The sequence below is a fragment of the Gudongella sp. QWL-04 genome, from assembly GCF_058683975.1.
The window spans coordinates 464,731-491,591 of the sequence record NZ_CM178754.1 but is presented as its reverse complement, the minus strand read 5'-3'; the positions used below and the strand labels follow the sequence as shown (position 1 = coordinate 491,591).

Genomic DNA, 26,861 nt, shown 5'->3' with positions numbered 1-26,861 from the left:
ATGTTAATTTTTCTTAATAATATAAGTATAATTGCTATAGTTAAATCCTAAAATTTGTAATTTGTAATCTTTTGTAATTAGAACGGTATCTTTCTCTTTCAAAAACATTGTAATCAATCTGTAATTTGATTCGTTTTTTTGGGTATACAAAACATGAAATCAAATTTTGGTGTTGTAGATCAGGTGGATGTGAGTTGACTCTTACTCATCTGTGATTCAATATTATAACCGACCTCATAGGCTGTTTTCTTGATTTTATAGATGTATTTTTGGAGGCTTACAATAAAAGGGATTATCTGGACGCTTTCCCATTTATTTTGCCAATAGCGTAACCGACCAAAAAAGGTCGGTTGCTGTTTTTTTGAGACCAAATAATTTGTAATTAAAGTAAAAAATTAGGAATCCGGTGCGCCTGGACAGCTTTTCCGGATTCCTGCAACTCCCAAGCCTAGCATAGGTTTGTTCGTTGTTGTTTTTATTATACTGCATATTTTTCTCTAATTCAACGTGATATCAGAAACTTCCCAATTAAGACATCTCGGTAATACTATATAAATAATAGTTAATCAACCAATGATTCGAATTCTATTGGAGGTGATGCTGTGGTTGAAGTGATTTTAGCTAGATATTAATAGGAGGTGATTGATTATTGATGAAAATTAAATTTATTGCTCTTTACTTTTAGATAGATACTAAAGAAAGGAGAAATGAATATGGTATCACATAAAATTCTACTACTAAAATATAATAGAATTTTTTCTGTGTTGATGTCCATTGTTCTGATTTTGGGAACTTCCGTATCCTTCGCTGCGCTTCCCGAAAACACCTACGATTTATCATATCAGCCAGGGGATGACCCGGATACTTTCTATCACAATGCTGAATTCGACGGTGTCTTCTGGGAGGTCTATCGACCTGAAGGCTCAGCAGGAACAGGGGTTTTTGACTCGTTTTTAAGAATACAAGCAAATGGCATTGAAAAAGGATACAACACTAATGGTACTACTGAGTTTAACACTAAGACCGGTACTTGGACGAGTGCAATCACATTAAGCGAAATACCGTATGGGACTGCTACTGTAAATGAAGGCACCCCTCAAGAAAGAACTTATAGTGGCTTCGAGTTTTTAATCGACCTTAATGAGTCGACTCCAAAACCAGAAATGAATGTAGATGAATACCAATTCTGGTTAACTGGAAATCCACTTCTTACTGGATATGCACCTTCTGGAGGCCCCGGCCCTGGTTTGCAGTGGAGTGCAGGAAACTCAGAACCAGTTTGGATTGGAGAAATAGATTGGGATTTTGAAAATAATGAAGCAATAGATAGACAGTTGATAATGGACTACTTGGTAAATACAGGTAGTGGGGCTGCTGACTATAGAGTTTTAATCCCCGAACAATATTTCTTTGATGCATTAGATCAGTATAACTCAAGGCCAGGTGTTGATCTTACTCCTGAAACTGCTTATCTGGTCCTTTATGTTGAACACAGTGGAGCAGATGCAGGATTTGAAGAATGGGGAGTTAGAGTAGTAGAAAAAGGATCCTTAACAATAACCAAGAGCTTTGCTGGATATCCTCAAGGCTATACTCTTCCAGAGGTAATTGTTAATGTATCTAATGGTATGGGTTATAGCACGGATGTTCCACTAAATTCAGGCAATAATTGGACAGCAACTCTTGCAGGACTGATGCCTGGAATCTATACTGTAACCGAATATGATGTTGATGGGTGGACAACTAGTTATCCTGTCAGCAACTCTGTGAATATTGTAGCGAATCAAACTGCTAATATTGGATTAACGAATGCGTTTGACGAGGGTTACCTGAAGATCACCAAGGAATGGACCGGCTATCCTGATCACGAGGACTTTGTTCTTCCGACTTCCATTTCCGGCTCTATCTCAGGACCTTACGGTTTCTATCAAGAGTTCACGATTTCTGATACTGATGGATGGGAGAAAACCTTTGGTCCTATGCCTCCGGGAGAATATACCGTTGTTGAAGATGGTACTACTGGATGGACTACTACCATGGATCCATCTGATGGTATAGTTGATGTCGTTGCTGGCGAGATGGCTGAGGCTGTCAGTGTCAGTATAAGCAATGCGTTTGACGAGGGTTACCTGAAGATCACCAAGGAATGGACCGGCTATCCTGATCACGAGGACTTTGTTCTTCCGACTTCCATTTCCGGCTCTATCTCAGGACCTTACGGTTTCTATCAAGAGTTCACGATTTCTGATACTGATGGATGGGAGAAAACCTTTGGTCCTATGCCTCCGGGAGAATATACCGTTGTTGAAGATGGTACTACCGGATGGACTACTACCATGGATCCATCTGATGGTATAGTTGATGTCGTTGCTGGCGAGATGGCTGAGGCTGTCAGTGTCAGTATAAGCAATGCGTTTGACGAGGGTTACCTGAAGATCACCAAGGAATGGACCGGCTATCCTGATCACGAGGACTTTGTTCTTCCGACTTCCATTTCCGGCTCTATCTCAGGACCTTACGGTTTCTATCAAGAGTTCACGATTTCTGATACTGATGGATGGGAGAAAACCTTTGGTCCTATGCCTCCGGGAGAATATACCGTTGTTGAAGATGGTACTACCGGATGGACTACTACCATGGATCCATCTGATGGTATAGTTGATGTCGTTGCTGGCGAGATGGCTGAGGCTGTCAGTGTCAGTATAAGCAATGCGTTTGACGAGGGTTACCTGAAGATCACCAAGGAATGGACCGGCTATCCTGATCACGAGGACTTTGTTCTTCCGACTTCCATTTCCGGCTCTATCTCAGGACCTTACGGTTTCTATCAAGAGTTCACGATTTCTGATACTGATGGATGGGAGAAAACCTTTGGTCCTATGCCTCCGGGAGAATATACCGTTGTTGAAGATGGTACTACTGGATGGACTACTACCATGGATCCATCTGATGGTATAGTTGATGTCGTTGCTGGCGAGATGGCTGAGGCTGTCAGTGTCAGTATAAGCAATGCGTTTGACGAGGGTTACCTGAAGATCACCAAGGAATGGACCGGCTATCCTGATCACGAGGACTTTGTTCTTCCGACTTCCATTTCCGGCTCTATCTCAGGACCTTACGGTTTCTATCAAGAGTTCACGATTTCTGATACTGATGGATGGGAGAAAACCTTTGGTCCTATGCCTCCGGGAGAATATACCGTTGTTGAAGATGGTACTACCGGATGGACTACTACCATGGATCCATCTGATGGTATAGTTGATGTCGTTGCTGGCGAGATGGCTGAGGCTGTCAGTGTCAGTATAAGCAATGCGTTTGACGAGGGTTACCTGAAGATCACCAAGGAATGGACCGGCTATCCTGATCACGAGGACTTTGTTCTTCCGACTTCCATTTCCGGCTCTATCTCAGGACCTTACGGTTTCTATCAAGAGTTCACGATTTCTGATACTGATGGATGGGAGAAAACCTTTGGTCCTATGCCTCCGGGAGAATATACCGTTGTTGAAGATGGTACTACCGGATGGACTACTACCATGGATCCATCTGATGGTATAGTTGATGTCGTTGCTGGCGAGATGGCTGAGGCTGTCAGTGTCAGTATAAGCAATGCGTTTGACGAGGGTTACCTGAAGATCACCAAGGAATGGACCGGCTATCCTGATCACGAGGACTTTGTTCTTCCGACTTCCATTTCCGGCTCTATCTCAGGACCTTACGGTTTCTATCAAGAGTTCACGATTTCTGATACTGATGGATGGGAGAAAACCTTTGGTCCTATGCCTCCGGGAGAATATACCGTTGTTGAAGATGGTACTACCGGATGGACTACTACCATGGATCCATCTGATGGTATAGTTGATGTCGTTGCTGGCGAGATGGCTGAGGCTGTCAGTGTCAGTATAAGCAATGCGTTTGACGAGGGTTACCTGAAGATCACCAAGGAATGGACCGGCTATCCTGATCACGAGGACTTTGTTCTTCCGACTTCCATTTCCGGCTCTATCTCAGGACCTTACGGTTTCTATCAAGAGTTCACGATTTCTGATACTGATGGATGGGAGAAAACCTTTGGTCCTATGCCTCCGGGAGAATATACCGTTGTTGAAGATGGTACTACCGGATGGACTACTACCATGGATCCATCTGATGGTATAGTTGATGTCGTTGCTGGCGAGATGGCTGAGGCTGTCAGTGTCAGTATAAGCAATGCGTTTGACGAGGGTTACCTGAAGATCACCAAGGAATGGACCGGCTATCCTGATCACGAGGACTTTGTTCTTCCGACTTCCATTTCCGGCTCTATCTCAGGACCTTACGGTTTCTATCAAGAGTTCACGATTTCTGATACTGATGGATGGGAGAAAACCTTTGGTCCTATGCCTCCGGGAGAATATACCGTTGTTGAAGATGGTACTACCGGATGGACTACTACCATGGATCCATCTGATGGTATAGTTGATGTCGTTGCTGGCGAGATGGCTGAGGCTGTCAGTGTCAGTATAAGCAATGCGTTTGACGAGGGTTACCTGAAGATCACCAAGGAATGGACCGGCTATCCTGATCACGAGGACTTTGTTCTTCCGACTTCCATTTCCGGCTCTATCTCAGGACCTTACGGTTTCTATCAAGAGTTCACGATTTCTGATACTGATGGATGGGAGAAAACCTTTGGTCCTATGCCTCCGGGAGAATATACCGTTGTTGAAGATGGTACTACCGGATGGACTACTACCATGGATCCATCTGATGGTATAGTTGATGTCGTTGCTGGCGAGATGGCTGAGGCTGTCAGTGTCAGTATAAGCAATGCGTTTGACGAGGGTTACCTGAAGATCACCAAGGAATGGACCGGCTATCCTGATCACGAGGACTTTGTTCTTCCGACTTCCATTTCCGGCTCTATCTCAGGACCTTACGGTTTCTATCAAGAGTTCACGATTTCTGATACTGATGGATGGGAGAAAACCTTTGGTCCTATGCCTCCGGGAGAATATACCGTTGTTGAAGATGGTACTACCGGATGGACTACTACCATGGATCCATCTGATGGTATAGTTGATGTCGTTGCTGGCGAGATGGCTGAGGCTGTCAGTGTCAGTATAAGCAATGCGTTTGACGAGGGTTACCTGAAGATCACCAAGGAATGGACCGGCTATCCTGATCACGAGGACTTTGTTCTTCCGACTTCCATTTCCGGCTCTATCTCAGGACCTTACGGTTTCTATCAAGAGTTCACGATTTCTGATACTGATGGATGGGAGAAAACCTTTGGTCCTATGCCTCCGGGAGAATATACCGTTGTTGAAGATGGTACTACCGGATGGACTACTACCATGGATCCATCTGATGGTATAGTTGATGTCGTTGCTGGCGAGATGGCTGAGGCTGTCAGTGTCAGTATAAGCAATGCGTTTGACGAGGGTTACCTGAAGATCACCAAGGAATGGACCGGCTATCCTGATCACGAGGACTTTGTTCTTCCGACTTCCATTTCCGGCTCTATCTCAGGACCTTACGGTTTCTATCAAGAGTTCACGATTTCTGATACTGATGGATGGGAGAAAACCTTTGGTCCTATGCCTCCGGGAGAATATACCGTTGTTGAAGATGGTACTACCGGATGGACTACTACCATGGATCCATCTGATGGTATAGTTGATGTCGTTGCTGGCGAGATGGCTGAGGCTGTCAGTGTCAGTATAAGCAATGCGTTTGACGAGGGTTACCTGAAGATCACCAAGGAATGGACCGGCTATCCTGATCACGAGGACTTTGTTCTTCCGACTTCCATTTCCGGCTCTATCTCAGGACCTTACGGTTTCTATCAAGAGTTCACGATTTCTGATACTGATGGATGGGAGAAAACCTTTGGTCCTATGCCTCCGGGAGAATATACCGTTGTTGAAGATGGTACTACTGGATGGACTACTACCATGGATCCATCTGATGGTATAGTTGATGTCGTTGCTGGCGAGATGGCTGAGGCTGTCAGTGTCAGTATAAGCAATGCGTTTGACGAGGGTTACCTGAAGATCACCAAGGAATGGACCGGCTATCCTGATCACGAGGACTTTGTTCTTCCGACTTCCATTTCCGGCTCTATCTCAGGACCTTACGGTTTCTATCAAGAGTTCACGATTTCTGATACTGATGGATGGGAGAAAACCTTTGGTCCTATGCCTCCGGGAGAATATACCGTTGTTGAAGATGGTACTACTGGATGGACTACTACCATGGATCCATCTGATGGTATAGTTGATGTCGTTGCTGGCGAGATGGCTGAGGCTGTCAGTGTCAGTATAAGCAATGCGTTTGACGAGGGTTACCTGAGAATTGTCAAGACTTGGTCCGGAGAGCCTGAGGGCTTTGAGGATTTTCCGGCTTCAATCACTGGCACTATTACTGGCCCTTACGGATACAGTGACACATTTACACTGACTGGACCTGATTGGGAAGATACAATCGGCCCGCTGCCTCCAGGAATGTATACAGTTACAGAAGATGCTATTGATGGTTGGACAAGTACGCTTGTACCAGCTGATGGTATTGTGAATGTTGTGGCTGGATCTGAGGAAAATGCTGTTGAGGTTATGATAAACAATGATTTCGATCTGATGCTAATGTCTGAAACTGCATGGGGTTATAAGGATGATTCATTACCAATTTGGGATTTTGTCAAGACCAATAATTGGGGTTGGACAACTCAGATTACAGAAATTGGTGAGTATGAATTTGATCTTTACGCAGCAGCAGGACAGAACATCCTGTCTAATGGTTTCAAGGTTGGCGTTGTAGAGGTTGTTGTAACAGAAGGTTCTGCACAAGGCTTATTCGATGTTGATGTGACCTATATCATAAACGAAGGTTTGGACTATGATTATTGGATTGACGAAGCTCATGTTTGGATCGGTTCAACTCAACTGCCAACGAAGAATGGCAAGATGACAAACTCGCCTGGACAATTTAACTACAGTCCAGATATCTCATCAGATGGACTTGAGGCTCATGTATTTGTTGAAGATGTACAAGATCCATTCTGGATCGCACTTCACAGTGTTGTTCAATGGTGGGAATAAAATATTTGAACAAAAGAGTGTCTGGGCTGGCCAGACACTCTTTTTATTCTATTGAACCATAAATCTAAGTACTGTTCTAAGCTTATCTGGCTCACTCTTTCTTGGATCTGACAGATAAATTTCTCTATGTACCATAGTCTTAAGTCACAACCCATTACCAGCTATGTAGTCTTTCATTAGATCAAAGCTCTTTTTCTCATCGTCATAGCTTCCAACATGCAACATCTGTACTGATAGCCCATCCTCTATTACTTCCAGCTTCAGCTCATCAAGTAATTCTTGAGATACTTTCTTACTGGCAAACTCCAACGCCATATTTAAAACCTCTACAATCACAAACTCAGGCTGCCTTATCATAATTTTATAGATCAACTCAGATTTATCAAGACTTCTATTCTCACGCCCTGCTACGCTTAGATCCCATAAGCCTTCCAATGGGTAGACTGCATATTCAAAGTACCCATCTGGAGTAATCCCTTTCTTTGGCATCATCCTTATTGCGTATGAAACCGCGTATAACGCCTCCACCCTGTCACTGCAATCAGGTCCGTTCGGATCCCCCTCACCTTCTATCGTGACATAATTATGCTTAGGTATCACAATCGCCTCAGGTTCTCTGCCAGGTAAATATATTGATTTTTCAACCTTCCTTCACTCGTATTTCATAGACTCAGCTCCCCTTCAAAAATAATTAAATATTAATTATCTGTAATTTTTTTAAGCGAGTAATGAACAAAATAACTTCTAAATAAGTATTTTGTGTTATTTTTATCATGGAACAGGTAATTCCATTGAGAGTATAATTTTGTAATCAATCTGTAACCATGTTAATTATTTGGGTATACATAGCTGAAGTGATGTACTGTGGAAGCGAAGATCAGTTGGGCGTACTGTGGACGCTTGTCTCTTTGTGTTGCCAATAGCGTAACCGACCAGTAGTGGTCGGTTTTTTGTTTTAGTGGAATATTGTCTTAGTAATAAGTTCAAATAGGTAGGAATCCGGTGTGCCTGGACAGCTGTGCCGGATTCCTGCAACTCCCAAGCCTAACATAGGTTTGTTCGTTGTTGTTTAAATTATACTGCATAATGACCCATTGTTCAATCGGATTTAACTGTTCGAATGAGTATTTTACCTACTATAGTGATTGATACGGAGGTGGTTATTATTGATAGAGATTGAGCTTGAAAGGTTAACCACGTTTCCCAAAAAACGAGGCTGAAAACAGAGTAATTACCTCCAGAATTGTAAGTGGATGACTTTCGATCGACAAAGTAAGTCTTTTACAAGCTTTCTGCTCAGGACATGGGCAGATGATGTAAAAAGTAGGAATAGAAATGAAACCTAAAAAATGGTCTGTTGTTTTATTGGCATTGACCATGATTCTTACATTATTGCCAGCAACAGCTTTGGCGCAAATCGGGCCAGTTGAACCAAACTATGACTTTATACCAAACTCTGGTGATGCGAGTGTTTCTAAGGTTGAATTGGTAAGCATGACAGAAATTGCTAGATATTACACTGTAGCTCGAAATGAAACTGTTTACAATTACAGAACCAACAGGATTGTTATGGATGATGATGGTAATGCATGGGTTCTGAACACAGGCGCCGACGGATACTTACTACCAGCAGGTCAGCAAAATCTGCAGGGCTCAATTGTCAGGATTCAAGGGGATACTTCAGAATTGACGACTACCAACCATGATCCTACAGCCCCCCTCCCATTCGGAACTGACGAAGCTGTTACGGTCACTCCAATTGGTGAACCAGGAGATATGCCTATAGCAATCACAATTGACGGAAATGTTGATATTTGGGTAGGCTTCTATGGTAGTGGTGTATTGGCAAGATATGAAGTAGTTGGAAATAGTGTTGAGTTTGCAGAATCCTTTAATTCACCAGATCTTATGTATTATGAGATGAAGTTTGCACCTGAACCTGATGGAAAACTATATATCTCAAGCAGACTATCCACCCCTGGTGAAGATGGTAATCCTGGTGTCTGGAGCTTCAATCCATCAACAGGAGAATTTGCAGAAGCATGGGATGTAAGCTCCCCATATGCTATACTTATTAACCCAGTTACCGGTCAGGTATATGCTACAAGCTATGAAACAAACAACTATGGATTATGGGTACTGGTCCAGTAACAATTGGTGCTGGTCAACCAAGAGGCATGTCATTTGACAAGGACTTGGAGCACATCTGGATAGCTGATACATCTAATAACCAAGTGAGTAAATGTACCTTAGCAGGTGCTGTAGTTGATTCATATCCATTACCAGAAAGAATAACGACTCCGGTCGGTGTTGGAGTTGATGAAGCAGGTTTGATGTGGGCCATCTGCCGAAATGATGGACAATCAGAAGGATCTATCGTTGCATTTAATCCTGAAACTGGCGATTTCGAAGGCCAAATAGAGGTAGGTTACAGACCATACGCATATGGTGAATTTGTAATACCACCACCTCCACCAGAATATGGTTTCTGTGGCTTTAAGTTGGATGCAGAAACAGGATTTGGTCTACAAGGATGGATAATTGAATTGTATGATTCTCAAGGTAATTTTATCAAAGATACAACAACTGACGGCGATGGACGATATTGCTTTGAAGACTTACCAGCTGGAACCTACACAGTTAAAGAAGTTATGCAAGATGATTGGGAGGCAGTATTACCAACTGATGGAGAATTTGAAATTACATTACCTGCTGCTCTTAACCTGATTGTCAATGGTGACTTTGAGCAAGGAAATGGTATTGGGTTTACAAGTCAATATGATTATGTTGCTATGACTGGTAACATGATGATAGTCAACGTCGAAGAATTTGCTGCTGGTAAAATTGTATGGACTAGTTCTGTGGAAGTAGATCCATATATTGGATCTACTTTCTCATTCTGGGGAGCAACGAGTTTTCCTGCTGCTTACTCATCATTAGATGTATATATCAACAATGTGTTAATTGATACCTATCATGCTCCAAAATTCCTTGCAGAATGGACCAAGTATGAAACAGTATGGAACTCAGGAGATGCTACCGAAGCTGAAATTGAATTGATTTGCAACACGCTTGTTCATACAGGAAATGACTTTGCATTGGATGATATCGTGTTTACAGAACACAATACAAACTTCAGGAATAAAGAGGTCATGTACTATGACATCGCTGGTTACAAGCTCGATGAAGATGATCTTGAAAAAGGACTCGAAGGCTGGAAAATCATACTATCGAAATGGGATGAGAACGCTCAAGATTATGTTTATGATATAGATATGTTAACTGATGAGTATGGCAAATACTGCTTCAGTGGACTTGAAGCAGGTAAATACAAGGTTGAAGAGGAAATGGAAGATGGATGGATTCAACTTGAACCTGAGGATGATTTCTATCTAGTTACTCTACCAGAAGACGCAACAGATTGTGAAGAAGAAACTAATCTTTACAACTTTGTAAATGCTGAGCTGTTTGATCTTTGCAGTCGTAAATTTGGGGTTAACTGGCTTGATCTTGAAGCGATGGATAATCCTTTGGCTGGCTGGACAATCACACTGCTTGACGCAGATAAAGAGTGGGTAGATGATACTTCTACAGACGAAGATGGTATGTATTGCTTCCATAACCTGAGAAAAGGAACTTACTTTGTTGTTGAAAGTCATGGTGATATGAACGATGATGGATTCTGGGAAAATGAGCATTATTGGTGACACATTGATAGTGATGAAATAGTAGTTGAAATTCCAAGAGATGCAACACTAGGTGAAGAAGGACCGTTCACTGATTTCTTCAACCTATGCCATACTGATGAAACAGCAAGGATGTTTGGTAACCTGAGATTCATTGAGAATCTTGCACTTACCTCAAATAATTGGGGTTGGAGCCTTTCTGTAGGAAAACCAAGTGAATTAACTATAGGAACATCTTTCACTCAAGATATCTATGCAGGTGCTGCACAAGGTGACATCTCCAAGGGATACCTGATAGGTACAGTTGAAATTATTTGGAATGGCACAGATTTTGAATTTGACTATGACTTTGAAGATGGTGTTGTAGTAGTCGATCCGAAAGTTTGGGTTGGAAATACTGCATTACCAATGTTTAAAGGTGTAATGACAAATGCTCCCGGTAAACTAATACCACAAGACCCATTTGACCCATCTAAAGAAACATATATAGCAATCCACTTTGAGTCATATGTTCCCTGCATGTATCCGCATCCGATTGTAGAAGAATTACCTCAATAAGCTTCAAAGAGAGTCCGGAAATCCGGACTCTCTTCTATTTAACACTCAAAACCTTATCTATAAACACTTCTACCAGCTCAGGATCAAACTGTGTACCTGCATTGTTTCTAAGCTCCTGTTCAGCCGCTTCTACGCTCATCCTTCCTCTGTAGGGTCTGTCTGCAGTCATTGCCTCATAGGCATCAGCTATAGCAAGTATCCTGGATAATATTGGTATCCTGTCTCCTCTTGCACCCATAGGATAACCCATGCCGTCCCATCTCTCATGGTGGTAGAGAATAGCTCTTGAATGAAAGGAATAGCCTTCAACCCCTTTAAGGATCCTATAGCCTATTGCAGGGTGATGCTTTATTTCATCCCACTCAGCAAGTGTAAGCTTGTCCGGCTTATTTAGAATGCTTTCTGAAATTGATATCTTCCCAATATCGTGCATATATGCAGCCTCTTTGAAGCCTACGAGTCTGTCGTCGCTCAAACCCGCTTCCTTCGCCAAGGCAAAACTAAGCTGTGCGACTCTTTCAGCATGCAGCTTTTCATAGGGAGTCTTGGTGAATATGATACTAAGAAATTTATCTAAAGCTGCCTGTTTCCTCATTCTTGCGAACTGTACCTTGTCATGGTACATGGAGTTGTCAGCTTCTCTAATGATGTCTGCAATGTTCTGAGAAATTTCAGTCTTGATTGCTATTCCAACTGACAGCGACAGGACCATTGGCTCAACTCTGGCTTCAGAGGCCTCCCTTAAAATCCTTTCCTTCACCTTTTCAGCAGCCTCTCTACTGGCTCTTGGTAGGTAAATAGCAAACTCATCTCCACCTGCCCTTCCCAGAATGTCTTCGTCTCTGCAGCTTCTCCTTAGGACGTCTCCTACTTCTCTTAGGAGTTCATCGCCTCCCTGGTGACCAAATGCATCATTGGTAAGCTTAAGATCGTTTACGTCGATTGCCAATATAGCCAGGGGTAAGGCAGATGTGTTGTCCAGTCTCCTAAGCTCCTTCTCCAGATATCTTCTATTAAACAAACCAGTCAGGTGATCTACATAGCTTAGAGATTCCTTTTCCTTCATCTCCAGCTTTCTTTCGGTTATATCTCTTGTGAAGCACACCATCAGCTTCTTATCTCTATCCAGAAGTGTTACTGAAACCTCGACGTTATGATTGCTCCCATCCTTTCTCCTATGGATGGTGTCCAGCATCGTTGAGCCATCTTCAATTATTTGCCGTATATTGTTAGAAATACCTTCACTTCCAAACTTGTCATCAATGCTTCTGATATTCATACTTAAAAGTTCTTCTCTATCGTATCCTGTCATTTCGCAGAAGGCGTCATTTACTTCCACTATGTTCCCATTCATCTCAAGAATGCTAAAGCCTTCCTTTGTCGTTTCAAGAATAGTCGACAGGTAACGCTCGCGTTCTGCCAACCTTTGTTCCATAAGCTTCTGCTCAGTTATGTCTCTTCCAATTCCAAGTATCCCGACAATATTCCCCTTATTGTCATATTGAGCAGTTTTTATGGAATGCACATAAATCCTTCTTCCGTCAGGATACTGCACCCATTCTCCGAATTCAACCGGTATTCCTGTTACAGTAATGTTTCTGTCCATTTCAGTATAGAAATCTGCCTCTTCGGGGTAAAGCTGATAATCAGTTTTCCCCAGCACATCTTCCTTTGTCTTACCCCTAAGCTCAAGGTATTTTTTATTGCACTTCAAATAGACCCCCTCCGGACTTTTAAAGAAGACTATGTCCGGCAAGGAATCCAGAACGGAATCCAACGAGTTTAAAATGTGTTTATATCTTAGGATTTTAGGTGCCACAATATCAGCTCCAAGTGTTATTATGAATGCACGCCCCGGTTGTCGGATAATCGAAACGGACATGTGCGACATTATTATACATTATCAAAATGGATTTTGCAATAAACCAATTGTCACTAAATGCGTGATTTCCAATATGTAGCTGATTTCAGTATATTTGATGAAATTGATTTGCTACTTCAATTTTCCTGCAATTGTAAATATATTTATTATAAAAATAAAAAGCCCTGAATTCAGAGCTTTTTTGAGTATAAATCATTTACTTTTTAATGAAGGCATCTCTTTCTGCTCCAACAGAAACGTAGCTGATTTTGACTCCAATAGAATCTTCAATGAAATTGATATAATCCTTAGCTTCTTCTGGGAGGTCATTGAAGAACCTGCAATTACTTATATCCTTTCCCCAACCATTCATATACTCTATTACTGGTTTTGCCTTGTTCAATCTTTCTCCGGTTGGAAATTTGTGAGTTATCTCACCGTCTATGCTATAAGCGACACATACGGGGATCTTCTCCATGTAAGACATAACATCAAGCTTTGTGACAGCAATTTCATCGGCTCCCTGAACTATACAGCCATATTTAGTTGCAGGAACGTCAAATGCCCCTACTCTCCTGGGTCTTCCGGTAGCTGCACCATACTCGCTTCCAGCCTCTCTCAGCATTGAAGCCTCGTCTCCAGATAATTCAGAAACAAAGGGTCCTTCACCTACACATGATGAATATGCTTTTACGATACCTATGGTTTTGTCAATTTTCATGCCAGGTACTCCTGAACCTATTGGAGCATACGCGGACAGAGTTGATGAAGATGTTGTATAAGGGTATATACCAAAATCTATATCCCTTAGTGCTCCAAGCTGAGCCTCAAACATAATATTTTTTCCTTTTGCGAAGGCATCGAGTATTACATCACCCACATCGGATATGAATCCTTTGACGGGTCCACCATATTTTTTTAGCCATTGGAACATATCATTCCAATCTATTGCTTTCCTGCCATAACCCTTCTCTATAAGCATGTTTTCATATTCGACTACTTCCTTTACACGTTCAGCAAGGTATTCTTCATCGATAAGGTCACCCATTCGTATAGCTTTTTTTCTATACTTATCTGCATATACAGGAGCTATTCCTCGTTTAGTTGATCCGTATTTTCTTTCCTTAAGCCTTTCTTCCTCAAGCTTATCAAGCTCGACATGGTAGGGCATGCAGATAACTGCTTTATCGCTGATTTTCAAGTTATCAGGGGTGATGTATATCCCCTTTTCTCTTAGGCTTTCAATTTCATTGAATAGGTGCTCAAGATCTATTGCCATTCCATTGCCCATTATGTTAAGAACATTGGAGCGCAATATCCCTGATGGCATAAGATTCAAGATGAACTTCCCCTTCTCGTTCACTACAGTATGCCCTGCATTATTGCCGCCCTGATACCTGACAACAACATCCTGATCCTCAGACAGCAAGTCTACCATTCTTCCCTTTCCTTCATCTCCCCAGTTGATACCTACAATAGCAGTCAGCATGCTTTCACCCCTTTCTATACATTGATCTCAGCTTTCAAACCAATATCCGACCTATACCTTTCAAGTACAGGCTGTACTTCCAGTCTAATGAACTCCTCTACCTGACCGGGTGCTCTGCCTATGAAATTCTCAGGCTTTAAGGTATCCATGATCTCTTCCTTAGTCATTGGGATGGCTTCATCACCACTTAACCTTTCGATAAGATCGTTTGACTCTCCATGAAGCTTGATCCTCTCAGCTGCTGCAATTGAATGTCTTCTGATCGCTTCGTGCAGTTCCTGTCTGTCCCCACCTTTCTTCACACATTCCATAAGGATGTTTTCTGTAGCCATAAATGGAAGCTCATCCATTAAATGCTTCTCGATTATTTTTGGATATAATACGAGCCCTTCAGCAACATTCTTATATAGGCTAAGTATCCCATCCACTGCCAGGAAAGCTTCAGGAACGCTTAAGCGCTTATTGGCTGAGTCGTCCAGAGTCCTCTCCAGCCATTGGCCCGATGCAGTCAATGAAGCATTCATAGAATCCACAATGACATACCTGGATAATGAAGCAATTCTTTCGCTTCTCATTGGATTCCTCTTATAGGCCATGGCTGACGAACCCACCTGATTCGTCTCAAAGGGCTCCTCAATTTCTTTCAGATGTGCCAATAGTCTTATGTCATTGGAAAATTTATACGCACTTTGAGCAATCCCACTCAGAACATTTAGAACTATAGAATCTATTTTCCTTGAATATGTCTGTCCAGTTACGGGATAGCTTCCTTTAAAGCCCAGTTTTTCAGCTATCTTCAAATCCAGTCTTATGACCTTCTCAACATCTCCCTCAAAAAGCTCCATAAAGCTTGCCTGAGTTCCAGTTGTACCCTTCACACCTCTAAGCTTCAACTTAGAAAGGACGAACTCAAGCTGCTCCAGATCCAGAAGAAGATCATATATCCAGGTAGCTGCCCGCTTTCCAACAGTAGTAGGCTGGGCTGCTTGAAAGTGTGTAAATCCAAGTGTTGGAATATCTTTGTTATCTATGGCAAACCTGGATAGTACATCTATTGTACTTACAAGCCTTTTACGTACAAGCTCCAAGCCTTCCTTCATCAGGATTATATCCGTGTTGTCTCCGACGTAGCAGGAGGTAGCTCCAAGATGTATTATCCCCCTAGCTTTAGGACATTGCTCGCCGTAGGCATGGATGTGTGCCATAACATCGTGACGTAGCTCTTGCTCTTTTTTCTTGGCTGTCTCGTAGTTTATATCGTCAGCAAACAGATTTAGCTCATTGATCTGCTCATCAGTAATATTAAGACCCAGCTCCTTTTGGCTTTCCGCAAGGACTATCCAAAGCTTTCTCCAAGTGGTAAATTTTTTATCAGGCGAAAAAATGTGCTGCATTTCCCTGCTGGCATAACGTTCACTCAATGGGCTGATGTACTTGTCATTCATATTATCACTCCATTCCCGTGTCTATTTAAAATAGTTAACTCCGGCGTCGAACAACTTCTGTTCCTTATTTCCAGGTATGTTCCTATATATCCCCTCCGACCATCTTTCAGAATGTCCCATTTTTCCTAAAATACGTCCGTCCGGGCTTGAAAGTGACTCGACTGCGTACAATGATCCGTTTGCATTAAAGGTTCCGTCATAGGTTGCTTTCCCGTCCAGATCTACATATTGAGAAGCTATTTGGCCGTTATTGATCAAATCACTTAGAGTCTCATCGTCTGCGACAAATCTTCCCTCTCCGTGAGACAAAGGCAAGTAGTAAATATCTCCCACGGATGCATTTGCCAGCCATGGAGACAGCTTGGATGATATCCTTACACTTTGAAGCTGGGAAATATGTCTTCCTACTTTGTTGAAGGTCAGTGTAGGAGCATTCTCATCCAGCTCCTTTATCTCCCCGTATGGTAGCAGGCCAAGCTTTATCAAAGCCTGGAAGCCGTTACAGACTCCAAGCACAAGCCCGTCTCTATTCTTAACAAGATCCATGACAGCCTCTGAGAGATACGGATTCCTGAAAACTGCGGCTATGAATTTTCCCGATCCGTCAGGCTCATCTCCTGCACTGAAGCCGCCCGGAATCATCATGATCTGACTGTTCTTTATCTCCTTAGCCCATTCCTTGATCGTCTCCTGAATATCCTCAGAATTTCTGTTTCTGAATACACCTATGGTCCCAATAGCTCCGGCTCGTTGAAATGCCCTCAATGAATCGTATTCGCTGTTAGTACCTGGAAATGCCGGTATGAATACTCTAGGCCTTGCAATACTAATTCCTTTATAGGGTACTGCCTTGGCTTCACTGGTAAGAGTAGTTATTTCCCCATCTGAATCCAGTTTTAGCGGGAACACACCCTTAAGTGTGTCCTGCCATTCAGTAGAAAGCTCGGAAATACTAACCGTTTGCCCACACCAGCTTAAGCCGTCCTCTCTCAAAGTAACCCCCAATGGTCTTAGAATTTCCGGCACATCATAATTTTCGTCAATATCAAGTTCCAGTATGATGCTTGCTGTTTTCTTATGGAACATATCATCCAGACTGTATCCATCCTCGAAGGAGAATCCAATTCTATTTCCGAAGCTCATCTTCGCCACTGCGGCGGCTAACCCTCCATGAGAAACAGTTTTTGCCGCTAAAACCTTTCCTTCCAGGACAAGCTTACGAATAAAAGCATACATCTCCTTAAGCTTTTCAAAATCTGGAAGATCATTGGCATCTAATGATACATCGGCAAGGTATACACTTGAGCCTTGCTTTTTAAATTCAGGTGAGATAATATTTTTTGTTGAATCCGTTACTACTGCAAATGCAATTAGCGTCGGTGGTACCGATAGCTCACCGAAGGACCCTGACATGCTGTCCTTACCACCTATTGCAGCTATCCCCAGCTCAGCTTGAGCAGTATAAGCTCCTAATAGTGCGCTGAAGGGTTTGCCCCACTTGACCGGATCCTTTCCCAGCTTCTCGAAATATTCCTGCATGCTTAGCCTTATTTTCTTATAGTCACCGCCCATAGCTACGATTTTTGAAACTGCCTCAACAACTGAAAAAGCTCCCCCATGGAAGGTGCTCCATTGGCTTATATAAGGGTCAAATCCAAATGTCATGAGGCTGCAGGTATCAGTTTCTCCTTCGAGGACAGGTATCTTCGCGCACATACCCTCGATTGGCGTCATTCTGTACTTACCTCCGAATGGCATCAATACGGTTGATGCTCCAACAGTATTATCGAATATGTGGTTCATGCCCTGTTGGGAGCAGACGTTTAGATCCTGCATTGCTTCCAGCAAGCCATCTCTAAAGGTATAGAATTTTTCGGTAATTCTATTCCTATCAGCTGATTTCACAGTAACCTTGGCTTTTTGACCAGCTCCGTTTGTGTCAAGAAAACTCCTTTTGATATCTAGTATGTTCTTACCTCTCCACTCCATCACAAGTCTACCTGTATCGGTAACCTCTGCGACAACAGTTACCTCAAGGTTTTCCTGACTGCAATGAGCTTTGAAGCTCAGAAGATCCTCAGGCGAGATCACTACAGCCATTCTCTCCTGAGATTCTGATATAGCCAGTTCAGTACCGTCCAAGCCCTCGTATTTCTTCGGAATTACATCAAGCTTTATATGAAGGCTGTCAGCAAGCTCCCCGATTGCAACAGAAACACCGCCCGCTCCAAAGTCATTGCATTTCTTGATCAACCTTGACAACTCAGGATTCCTGAATAATCTCTGAAGCTTCCTTTCCTCAGGGGCATTACCCTTTTGGACCTCAGCTCCTGACTTAGCTAATGACTCCTCAGTGTGTGCTTTCGAAGAACCTGTTGCGCCACCAATACCATCCCTTCCTGTCCTTCCTCCTACAAGAAGAACAAGATCACCCTTTATTGGTTTAAGCCTTACTACATTATCTTTTGGAGCTGCTCCGATTACAGCACCTACCTCCATCCTTTTGGCAATATATCCTTGATGATATACCTCTGTTACCTGGCCAGTTGCAAGGCCAATTTGATTGCCATAGGAGCTGTAGCCTCTAGCTGCTTCTCTTGTGATTTTTCTCTGGGGGAGCTTTCCAGGTAAGGTCTCCTCCATAGACTGCCTTGGGTCTCCGCTTCCTGTTACCCGCATTGCCTGGTAAACATAGCTTCTTCCGGACAATGGGTCTCTTATTGCCCCACCGAGGCATGTGGCTGCTCCTCCGAAGGGCTCAACCTCTGTCGGATGGTTGTGTGTTTCATTTTTAAACATGAGAAGCCATTTCTCTGGTTTTCTATCTACATTTACCTCAATTTCAATACTGCAGGCATTTATTTCATCAGATAGCTCAAGATCGTCAAGGTTTCCCTTCAACCTTTCTTCCTTAGCATTTATAGTGGCCAGATCCATCAAGGTAATCGATTTAGTTCTTCCCACGTTTTCTCTTGATTTAAGATATCTCTCAAACGCACTTTCAATTGCTTCTTTGTATGGTCCTTCCTCGAATTTGATCTCTTCAAGCTCAGTGAAAAAGGTTGTATGTCTGCAATGATCAGACCAATATGTATCTATTACCTTTAATTCTGTGACTGAAGGATCTCTGCCCTCTTCATCCCTAAAATAGCTCCTGACCATCAAAATATCGTTATGACTCATGGCCAGTCCATTAACTGCTCTGAAGGCTTCTAACTTATCTTCACAAAAATTAATAAAACCCTCAAGGATCTCCACTTCATCGGGTTCACTTATCTCTTCTTCGAGTGAGACAGGCTGACCCATGGATGCTTCTCTGGAGTCGATGGGGTTGATACAATAGTTCCTTATTTTGTTGTAGTCTTCTTGGGTCAAGTCTCCTTCAAGCAACAGTACCTTGGCTGTCTTGACTTTTGCTTCCATATCTCCTATAAGGATTTGGATACACTGGACCGCAGAGTCCGCTCGTTGATCATACTGTCCGGGAAGGTATTCGATCGCTAAAACGCTTTCCTTTTTCTCCACCGGCAGTTTTTCATGGATAATGTCCACGTTGGGCTCTGATAATATCAGCTTAGTTATTTTCCCGTTCTCTTCATCATTCCTGCAGCTGAAATCGTATCTGTTGAGTATTCTAACCCCATTCAGATTTTTGAGGCCAAGTGCGTCCTTAAGCTCATGACACAGATGCTTGGCTTCAATGTCAAATCCATCTCTTTTTTCAATGTAAACTCTCTTAATGCTGGAAATTTGAATCATCTCCTTTCATCTTCACACAACAATATTATTTTATTAAGAGAAAAATATCAAGAAAAAATTATCCAAGAATAAATACCGTCAAAAAAAATAAATGTCAAAAAAGGGAGTCCCCCTGCTTCTGGAAAACCGTCCGCAAGGGGATGTATTGAGAGGTATTAGATGTTAGCTGTTTAATATTTATACCTATATTATACTATTGTTTTTAAGAAATGTAAGTACCATTTTTGCATGATTTTCAGATATTAGAGCATTTTTTCAAATTCAATTTCGATTTTTCGCTCAAAACTGGAAATGGTCTTCCATGAAATGAGATGTTTGCTCAATTTCTTGAGAGCCTCTAAATAATCTTTCCTGAGATAGGACTTAAGTCCATTTAAGTGATAAAACCATTTCCCATATAAGTCTTAATCAAATCTCCAGCACTGTACCTGCAGAGATATAATGGATCTTATCACCTAATATCCCCTTAAGCCAATTGAATTGGTCATAGCCTGTACAATGAGCTGTATACAACATGGCACCCGATTTATCAAGCTCGTCGGCAATTTTACTCAGAAACTCCAGATCAATCTGATCCTCCAGCTTCAAATCATAAAGGTGAAAGCCTCCTATCACATGTGTTATAGGAAGGTCTGAATTTTCTGCAGCTTGTCTGAGGATATTTGCAATCCCTCTATGTGAGCAGCCGGTAAAAAGTACCCTCTTCTTTCCGTCCTTTATTATTAGATTCTGTTCATGGTGAAAGTCGTCAGTCTGCCATTCCTCTCCCTTCTTCATAAGAAGGTGTGAGTTCCCTTCAGGTACAAGATAGTTCCCTTCGATCCTCGAAAACAAAATCAGATCGTCATCAAAGAAAATATCCTCATCTACTAAAGTAATCCTGTCCTGACTCTCCAACGAAGGTTCAACTCCCGCATCCTCTAGATCTCCATCCTTATTCGAAGCATGGGGTACAAAGGCCTCACGCTGCATATATATCCTTGCTTTATCATTTTTCTCCAGAAATGAAGCAATCCCTCCGGCATGATCATAATGCCCATGGGAAATTATTACAATATCCACATCACCAAGGTCTACATCCAATTTATCTGCATTTGAAAGAAACTTCTCAGTTTCTCCTGTGTCAAAAAGAAGCTTCCTAGTAACGGTTTCTATATAGAGGCTTAATCCATGCTCAGTTAAATATTCCTCAGATTTTCCTCTGTTTTCCATAAGAGCTTTTATGATCATCCTAATTCCTCCTAACTAGTGTTTCATTCGATGCATATATACCCTTTAATGCTGTGCTATAGCAATTGGTTGACTTTTATGTAAAAAAAAGGTACATTGTTTGATAAGAAAGGTGGGGATTTAATGAAAAACAACCTAAAGGAAAAGCTTGTCTCAGGCAGCAAAGCCATTGGCACCTTTTTTGAGGTGGGAGGAGAGACAGCTGTTGAAGGGCTTGGGTACACAGGCCTGGATTACATAATCATAGATACAGAGCATGGTCCTTTTGAGGTAGAGAGCACTATGGGTCTGATAAGAGCCGCTGAGCTTAAGGACCTTGTACCTCTTGTCAGAATCAGGGACATATCAAGACCTTCAGTTCTCAAGAATCTGGATATTGGTGCTATGGGATTGATCGTCCCATGTGTGGAAACAGTCGAGGAAGCCAAATCCCTTGTTGAGTGGGCTAAATATTACCCTGTTGGCAAAAGAGGGTTTTTTACGGCAAGAAAGGCAGGATTTGGGCACGAGGATTTCTCCAGGAACGTTATGGAGTACTTCCAAACCTGCAACAGGGAGACTTTGTTGATCCCACAGTGTGAAACTAAGGGATGTCTGGATAATATCGAGGCAATAGCTGCACTTGAAGGAGTCGACGGTATCTTTATTGGTCCATATGACCTGTCAGTAGGTCTTGGTATCCCAGCCCAATTCAATGAACCAATATTTAAGGAAGCTATTGCAAGGATACTTAAGGCCTGTAAGGACAACAGCAAGCTAAGTTTTATATTCACAGCTGATCCTGCTATGGCTATGGATTATTTCGATCAAGGCTTTGACAGTGTTACCATATCTACAGACATTGCATTTTATATTGCAGGTATCAAATCCATGGTAAGTGGAATTAAGAATCAGGAGGGATGGAAATGGTGAAGTTAGCGAATAGGATGACTAAATTTTCGGGCGACGATCTGGCGGATATACTGAGGTATTCTCTTGATCCATCGGTAATTTCCTTTAGTATGGGAAGCCCTGCAAGGGAGCTTTATCCCGTTGATGCTATCAGGAAAATTGTCGATGAGGTCCTTGTCAATGACTCGCAAAGATCACTGTCATATGGCGCGACAGATGGATGGCAGCCTCTTAAAAAAGCTTATTTGGAGCATGTTGCCAAGCCAAAGGGTGTTTTTGCTGCTGAGAATGAGGTGGTCGTAACTACAGGTTCTACCCAAGGGGTTGATCTTCTTGCACAAATCCTCATTGATCCGGGTGATTGCATACTGGTGGAGTCGCCTACATACCTTAATACTATATCTGTATTTAAAAAATATGAGGCCAAGCTGGTCTCGGTTAAAATGGATGATGAAGGGATAATAATCTCTGACCTTGAGGATAAGATCAAGCTTCATAAGCCTAAAATGCTCTATACCATACCAACCTTCCAGAATCCCTCCGGGAAAACACTGCTGGTCGAAAGAAGGAAGATGATTGCAGATCTTGCATCTAAATACGACATGGTAGTACTTGAGGATGATCCATATTGTGATCTAAGATACCGAGGGAATGCTGTACCACCTATCAAGACCTTCGATAAAACAGGCCACGTAGTTCTTGCCAATAGCTTTTCCAAGACTATAGCACCAGGCTTAAGGGTTGGAACCATGGTCGGGAGCAAAGAAATCATCGACGCAATAATCCTTGCTAAGGGCATAACAGATACAAATACTCCGATACTGGCACAAGCAATATGCTCCGGTTTTCTTGAGAAAGGACTTCTGCCTGCTCATCTTGAAAGTATGGTTCCATTGTATCTTGAAAGACTGGATGCTATGCTAGGAGGCATCAAAAAGTATTTCCCGGCGGAAATCAAATATACGGTTCCCGAAGGCGGCCTATTTGTTTGGGTAGACCTTCCTGATACTGTTAACACCAAGACTCTTTTAAAAAAGGCAGCTGAAGAATATAAAGTATCCTATGTTCCCGGTTCTGCATTTTGTGTTGATGAGGGTGATGGAATACATTCTATCAGACTGAATTTCTCAGCCAATAACGCCGAAAGAATAGATGAGGGTCTTAAACGACTTGGCGAGCTATTGACAAAGGAGCTTAATGGCTGATTTTTGATATTACCCAGTTGCTTAAGCCCTGCAGTAAGCTTACCAGTAGAATCAGGACAATAACCGTTGCCAAGGTCACGTCGGTCTGGTTTCTTTGATGGCCATATCTGATGGCAAAATCACCTAAGCCACCTCCACCAACTGCACCTGCCATAGCGGTAAGACCAATAAGGCTTATTGCAGTAATCGTTACAGCTCGAATGAGTCCTGGAAGGCTTTCCTTCAGGTAAACTCTTCTGATGATCTCGAAGGGGCTGCTCCCCATCGATAAGGCTGCCTCGATTAGACCTTTATCCAGCTCTGCCAGTGCAGTTTCTACCTGTCTTGCAAAGAATGGGACTGTGCCAAATATCAAGGGTACTATAGCACCCTTTGTGCCTATGGCAGTACCAGCAATCATCCTTGTGAGTGGGATCAAAAGCGCTAAAAGGATAATAAATGGTATAGTCCTGAAAATATTTACTATTTTGTCTAAAACTGAGGAAAGGACGGCATTCTCAAGAATGCCTCCTTTTTTTGTTACAGTAAGCGTGATTCCTATGAGTAGACCGAATACAAGTGATATTATACCTGAAAACCCAGTCATGAATAGAGTCTGAACGAAGCTTTCATAGAATTCAGGAAGCTTGTCCACAAGATTCGGGAATATGGTTTGAAAAATCTGCAAATCAATTACCTCCCTTGATCAACTCACTTACCAAGTCAATATGTTTCCTTATAACTTCACATGAGAATCGGAAATCCTCCAGTTCCTTATCATTCAGCTTCAGCTGGATTATCTCCTCAACTCCATTCTTTCCAATAACTGCGGGCACACTGGCATGTACTCCGAATACTCCATACTCTCCATCTAGCAGAGGAGAGACAGGAAGTATTCTCTTTTCGTCATGGAGGATCGCCCTAACAATATCAGTAGCTGCATTACTTATGCCAAATTCAGTTGAACCCTTACCAGTCAATACACTATAGCCTGCAAATCTTGTTTCCTTAAGAATGGCCTCAGGATCGAACACCCCCAGAGAATCAAGCCTTTCCTCAAAAAACTCATTAATAGGTTTATTCCCAACCGTTACCTGCGACCATGGAATCATCTGGGATCCACCATGTTCTCCCATACTGAATGCGTATATTGATTTTACGTCAATACCGGTGTCTCTAGACAGTATTCTTTTTAATCTTGCACTGTCCAACGATGTCCCTGTACTAAATACTCTATTCTTTGAAAAACCTGATGCTTTTCTTACATAGTCAGCAATTACATCTGCAGGATTTGATATACATAAAAATATCCCGTTAAAGCCTGCCTTAACTATGGAGGGAATCGTATCTCCAAAGGCATCCAGAGTTTCTCCAAGGGTATCCAGTCTATCCTGGTCTGGCCTTGGCAATGGCCCGGCTGCAACTATTACTATATCGCTGTCCTTGAAGTCATCAATGCTTCCAGCCCACACTCTCACTCTATGGGGAAGGAATGGAAGAGCGTCTCTTAGATCGAGAGCTTCCCCCTCAGCCTTTTCCTTCTTAATGTCTACAAATACTATTTCATCTGCTTCTCCCTGCAAAGCAAGTGCGAGCCCGCAATGTGAGCCTACATTCCCTGCACCCAGTATCCCTATCTTTCTTAAATTGTTTTTCATTTTCCCCTCCTAATTTTCAATCCATGCCGGCACGTATAAACCGTCATAAGTCTTGTTTATGACATCTGCAACATTGGGTTGATTGTACGCTTCCACTACCTTCAAGTATACTTCATTTTCAGCGTCTTCTGCTCTTGCTGCGATAATATTTATATATGGGTTGTCGCTTTCAATGGAGTCGATACTCTGGGAGTATATGGCATCCTCTGCAGGTTTTAATCCATGGTCGTGAGCATGATTCCCATTGATGACTGCAGCTGCGACATCTGGTAGAAGCGACGGAAGGTTTGAGGCCTCCACTTCAATTATTTCAAGCTGCAACGAATTCTCAGTGATATCTCCTACAGAGGGATTGTATCCTGCTGCTGGATCAACCTTTATAAGGCCAGCACTTTCAAGCACCTTCAGAGCTCTTCCTCCATTTGTAACATCATTTGGGATAGCTATCTTATCTCCTTCCTTTATCTGTTCTATGGATTCCAGCTTTGAGGAGTATACATTTAATGGAGCTATTATTGTATTTCCAATTGGAACAAGATCAAGGCCTTTTGCTTCTACTTCGTTGTACAGGAATGCATAATGCTGAAATGCGTTCAGATCGATTTCTCCATCTGCCAATGCCTGGTTAGGAAGGGTATAATCTGCAAACTTTACAAGCTCTATCTGGATTCCATCATCCTCAAGGTTTTCCTGGATTGGTACCCACATTTCAGCCATTTCTCCTACAAGACCAACCCTAACTATCGTCTTACCTTCATCAACAGCTACTTCTACTGAGTTTCCAGCACAACCTGATGCTGCTAATGACAATAACAGTGTTAATAGTAACAATAAACCTTTTCTTTTCATTTAATTTCTCTCCTTTTGATTTATAATTTCTATTTTAAGACCCTTGGTCCTGAAATATTCCAATCCATTGTTTATTGAATCGTCTACTCCGCTGAATAGCACTATGAGCTCACCAACTGGTGTTCTCCCTATAATGTCAAAGCTTCCATAAAGTACTGATATATCTATGCTGAATTTCCGTGAGGCTTGGGATAGAATAGCATCCTTTGCAGTCTCCCCGAAATACTGTACCTTTGCAAGCACGCCCTCTTTATTCTCTAGGAAGTCTTGGCCGTCTGAGAGTATGTCTTCCAGCCGGGAAAGATTTGAGGTAGTTTCAAGAAAATCTCTGGTGATCCTGGCCTTTGGATTTGAAAATATTCCTACAACATCATTCTCCTCTACTATACGACCGTCCTCCATTACTGAGACCTTATCGCATATCTCCTTTATTACCTCCATCTCATGAGTTATAAGAATTATCGTTAAACCCAGCTTTTCCTTTAGCTCCCTTAATAGCCTCAGTATGGACTTGGTGGTCTTAGGATCCAGTGCCGAGGTTGCCTCATCACAAAGCAATATATCCGGATCATTAGCCAAGGCTCTTGCAATGGCCACTCTCTGCTTTTGTCCACCGCTAAGCTGTGATGGGTATGAATTTTCTTTATCTCGAAGGCCAACAAGCTCAAGGAGGCCTATTATCTTTTCTCTTTTTTGCGTTTTGCTTAAATCTGAACCCTTCAAAGGATATTCTATATTTTTATATACAGTCCTTGAAGGCATCAGGTTGAAATGCTGGAAAATCATCGCAATCCTCTTTCTTCTTTGCCTAAGATCCTTTTCAGGTAATAAGGTAAGATCCTCTCCCTTAAAAAATACCTGCCCTTCCGTCGGCTTTTCAAGAAGATTCACACATCTGATCAGCGTACTCTTTCCAGCTCCTGAATAGCCTATTATTCCTCTTATCTCTCCCTCCTCAACCTTTATATTTACACCCTTCAAGGCATGGACATCACCAGTCCCCCCTTCAAACTTCTTGCTTACATCCCTTAGCTGGATCACTATACTTCACCCTCCTTAACTCAATAAAAAAAGCTCTCATCACTCTGCAGATATGCAAAGGGACGAAAGCTCGTGGTACCACCCTAGTTCGCCTGTTTCTCACGAAACAAGCCTTAAAAAGTACGCAGGAA

The 26,861-nt window shown here is 42.3% G+C and carries 16 protein-coding genes and 1 other annotated feature (1 of these 17 running past the window's edge); of the genes, 6 read left to right on the top strand and 10 right to left on the bottom strand.

All coding sequences use genetic code 11. The annotated features are described in order from the left end of the window. The first annotated feature begins 713 nt into the window (after nt 1-713). Nucleotides 714-7,079, top strand: coding sequence for an MSCRAMM family protein (locus AC4PHB_RS02410; RefSeq protein ID WP_492137075.1), 6,366 nt, complete (start codon nt 714-716; stop codon nt 7,077-7,079). A gap of 144 nt (nt 7,080-7,223) precedes the next feature. On the opposite strand, the gene AC4PHB_RS02405 is transcribed toward AC4PHB_RS02410, so the two are convergent. Next, on the bottom strand, nt 7,224-7,571 hold the full coding sequence (locus AC4PHB_RS02405; protein WP_492137074.1) for a hypothetical protein: 348 nt from the start codon (nt 7,569-7,571) through the stop codon (nt 7,224-7,226). A gap of 843 nt (nt 7,572-8,414) precedes the next feature. On the opposite strand from AC4PHB_RS02405, the gene AC4PHB_RS02400 reads away from it, so the two are divergent. The 3 genes from AC4PHB_RS02400 to AC4PHB_RS02390 all read left to right on the top strand — a co-directional run bounded on the left by AC4PHB_RS02400 (nt 8,415) and on the right by AC4PHB_RS02390 (nt 11,323). Next, a complete protein-coding gene (locus tag AC4PHB_RS02400; RefSeq protein WP_492137073.1) occupies nt 8,415-9,230 on the top strand; it encodes an NHL repeat-containing protein in 816 nt (271 codons plus the stop codon). Next, the gene (locus AC4PHB_RS02395; RefSeq protein WP_492137072.1) at nt 9,212-10,786 is read left to right on the top strand and encodes an MSCRAMM family protein; all 1,575 of its coding nucleotides are present in this window, start codon (nt 9,212-9,214) and stop codon (nt 10,784-10,786) included. Before AC4PHB_RS02400 ends, AC4PHB_RS02395 begins: the two co-directional genes overlap by 19 nt. A gap of 111 nt (nt 10,787-10,897) precedes the next feature. After that, nucleotides 10,898-11,323 carry a hypothetical protein gene (locus AC4PHB_RS02390; RefSeq protein WP_492137071.1) on the top strand — a complete coding sequence of 142 codons (426 nt, stop codon included), beginning with the start codon at nt 10,898-10,900 and terminating at the stop codon, nt 11,321-11,323. A 34-nt stretch (nt 11,324-11,357) separates the two neighbouring features. On the opposite strand, the gene AC4PHB_RS02385 is transcribed toward AC4PHB_RS02390, so the two are convergent. From AC4PHB_RS02385 to AC4PHB_RS02365, 5 genes are all read right to left on the bottom strand, one after another. Further along, nucleotides 11,358-13,205, bottom strand: coding sequence for a PAS domain S-box protein (locus AC4PHB_RS02385; RefSeq protein ID WP_492137070.1), 1,848 nt, complete (start codon nt 13,203-13,205; stop codon nt 11,358-11,360). Nucleotides 13,206-13,401: 196 nt separating this feature from the next. Then, complete coding sequence (locus AC4PHB_RS02380; RefSeq protein ID WP_492137069.1) at nt 13,402-14,673, bottom strand: adenylosuccinate synthase; 1,272 nt, start codon at nt 14,671-14,673, stop codon at nt 13,402-13,404. Between the two features lie 14 nt (nt 14,674-14,687). After that, nucleotides 14,688-16,118: an adenylosuccinate lyase gene (purB, locus tag AC4PHB_RS02375; protein WP_492137068.1), complete on the bottom strand. Its 1,431-nt coding sequence runs from the start codon at nt 16,116-16,118 to the stop codon at nt 14,688-14,690. A gap of 21 nt (nt 16,119-16,139) precedes the next feature. After that, nucleotides 16,140-19,877 (bottom strand): phosphoribosylformylglycinamidine synthase, encoded by a 3,738-nt coding sequence (locus tag AC4PHB_RS02370; RefSeq protein WP_492137067.1) that lies wholly within the window; start codon nt 19,875-19,877, stop codon nt 16,140-16,142. A 408-nt stretch (nt 19,878-20,285) separates the two neighbouring features. After that, a complete protein-coding gene (locus AC4PHB_RS02365) occupies nt 20,286-21,107 on the bottom strand; it encodes an MBL fold metallo-hydrolase (RefSeq protein WP_492137066.1) in 822 nt (273 codons plus the stop codon). 123 nt (nt 21,108-21,230) lie between these two features. Between AC4PHB_RS02365 and AC4PHB_RS02360 the strand changes: the two genes are divergently transcribed. Continuing rightward, nucleotides 21,231-22,019, top strand: coding sequence for an HpcH/HpaI aldolase family protein (locus tag AC4PHB_RS02360; RefSeq protein WP_492137065.1), 789 nt, complete (start codon nt 21,231-21,233; stop codon nt 22,017-22,019). Continuing rightward, a complete protein-coding gene (locus AC4PHB_RS02355) occupies nt 22,013-23,203 on the top strand; it encodes an aminotransferase-like domain-containing protein (RefSeq protein ID WP_492137064.1) in 1,191 nt (396 codons plus the stop codon). Before AC4PHB_RS02360 ends, AC4PHB_RS02355 begins: the two co-directional genes overlap by 7 nt. On the opposite strand, the gene AC4PHB_RS02350 is transcribed toward AC4PHB_RS02355, so the two are convergent. From AC4PHB_RS02350 to AC4PHB_RS02335, 4 genes are read right to left on the bottom strand one after another with little or no spacing between them, the layout of a single operon-like run. Beyond that, nucleotides 23,193-23,870 (bottom strand): methionine ABC transporter permease, encoded by a 678-nt coding sequence (locus tag AC4PHB_RS02350; RefSeq protein WP_492137063.1) that lies wholly within the window; start codon nt 23,868-23,870, stop codon nt 23,193-23,195. The two genes, AC4PHB_RS02355 and AC4PHB_RS02350, sit on opposite strands and share 11 nt — an antisense overlap. Before the next feature lies 1 nt (nt 23,871). Further along, on the bottom strand, nt 23,872-24,840 hold the full coding sequence (locus AC4PHB_RS02345) for an L-lactate dehydrogenase (RefSeq protein WP_492137062.1): 969 nt from the start codon (nt 24,838-24,840) through the stop codon (nt 23,872-23,874). A gap of 9 nt (nt 24,841-24,849) precedes the next feature. Continuing rightward, nucleotides 24,850-25,689: a MetQ/NlpA family ABC transporter substrate-binding protein gene (locus AC4PHB_RS02340; protein ID WP_492137061.1), complete on the bottom strand. Its 840-nt coding sequence runs from the start codon at nt 25,687-25,689 to the stop codon at nt 24,850-24,852. Next, the gene (locus tag AC4PHB_RS02335; RefSeq protein ID WP_492137060.1) at nt 25,690-26,730 is read right to left on the bottom strand and encodes a methionine ABC transporter ATP-binding protein; all 1,041 of its coding nucleotides are present in this window, start codon (nt 26,728-26,730) and stop codon (nt 25,690-25,692) included. Between the two features lie 55 nt (nt 26,731-26,785). Continuing rightward, nucleotides 26,786-26,861: a binding site (T-box leader), on the bottom strand (it continues 180 nt past the right edge of the window).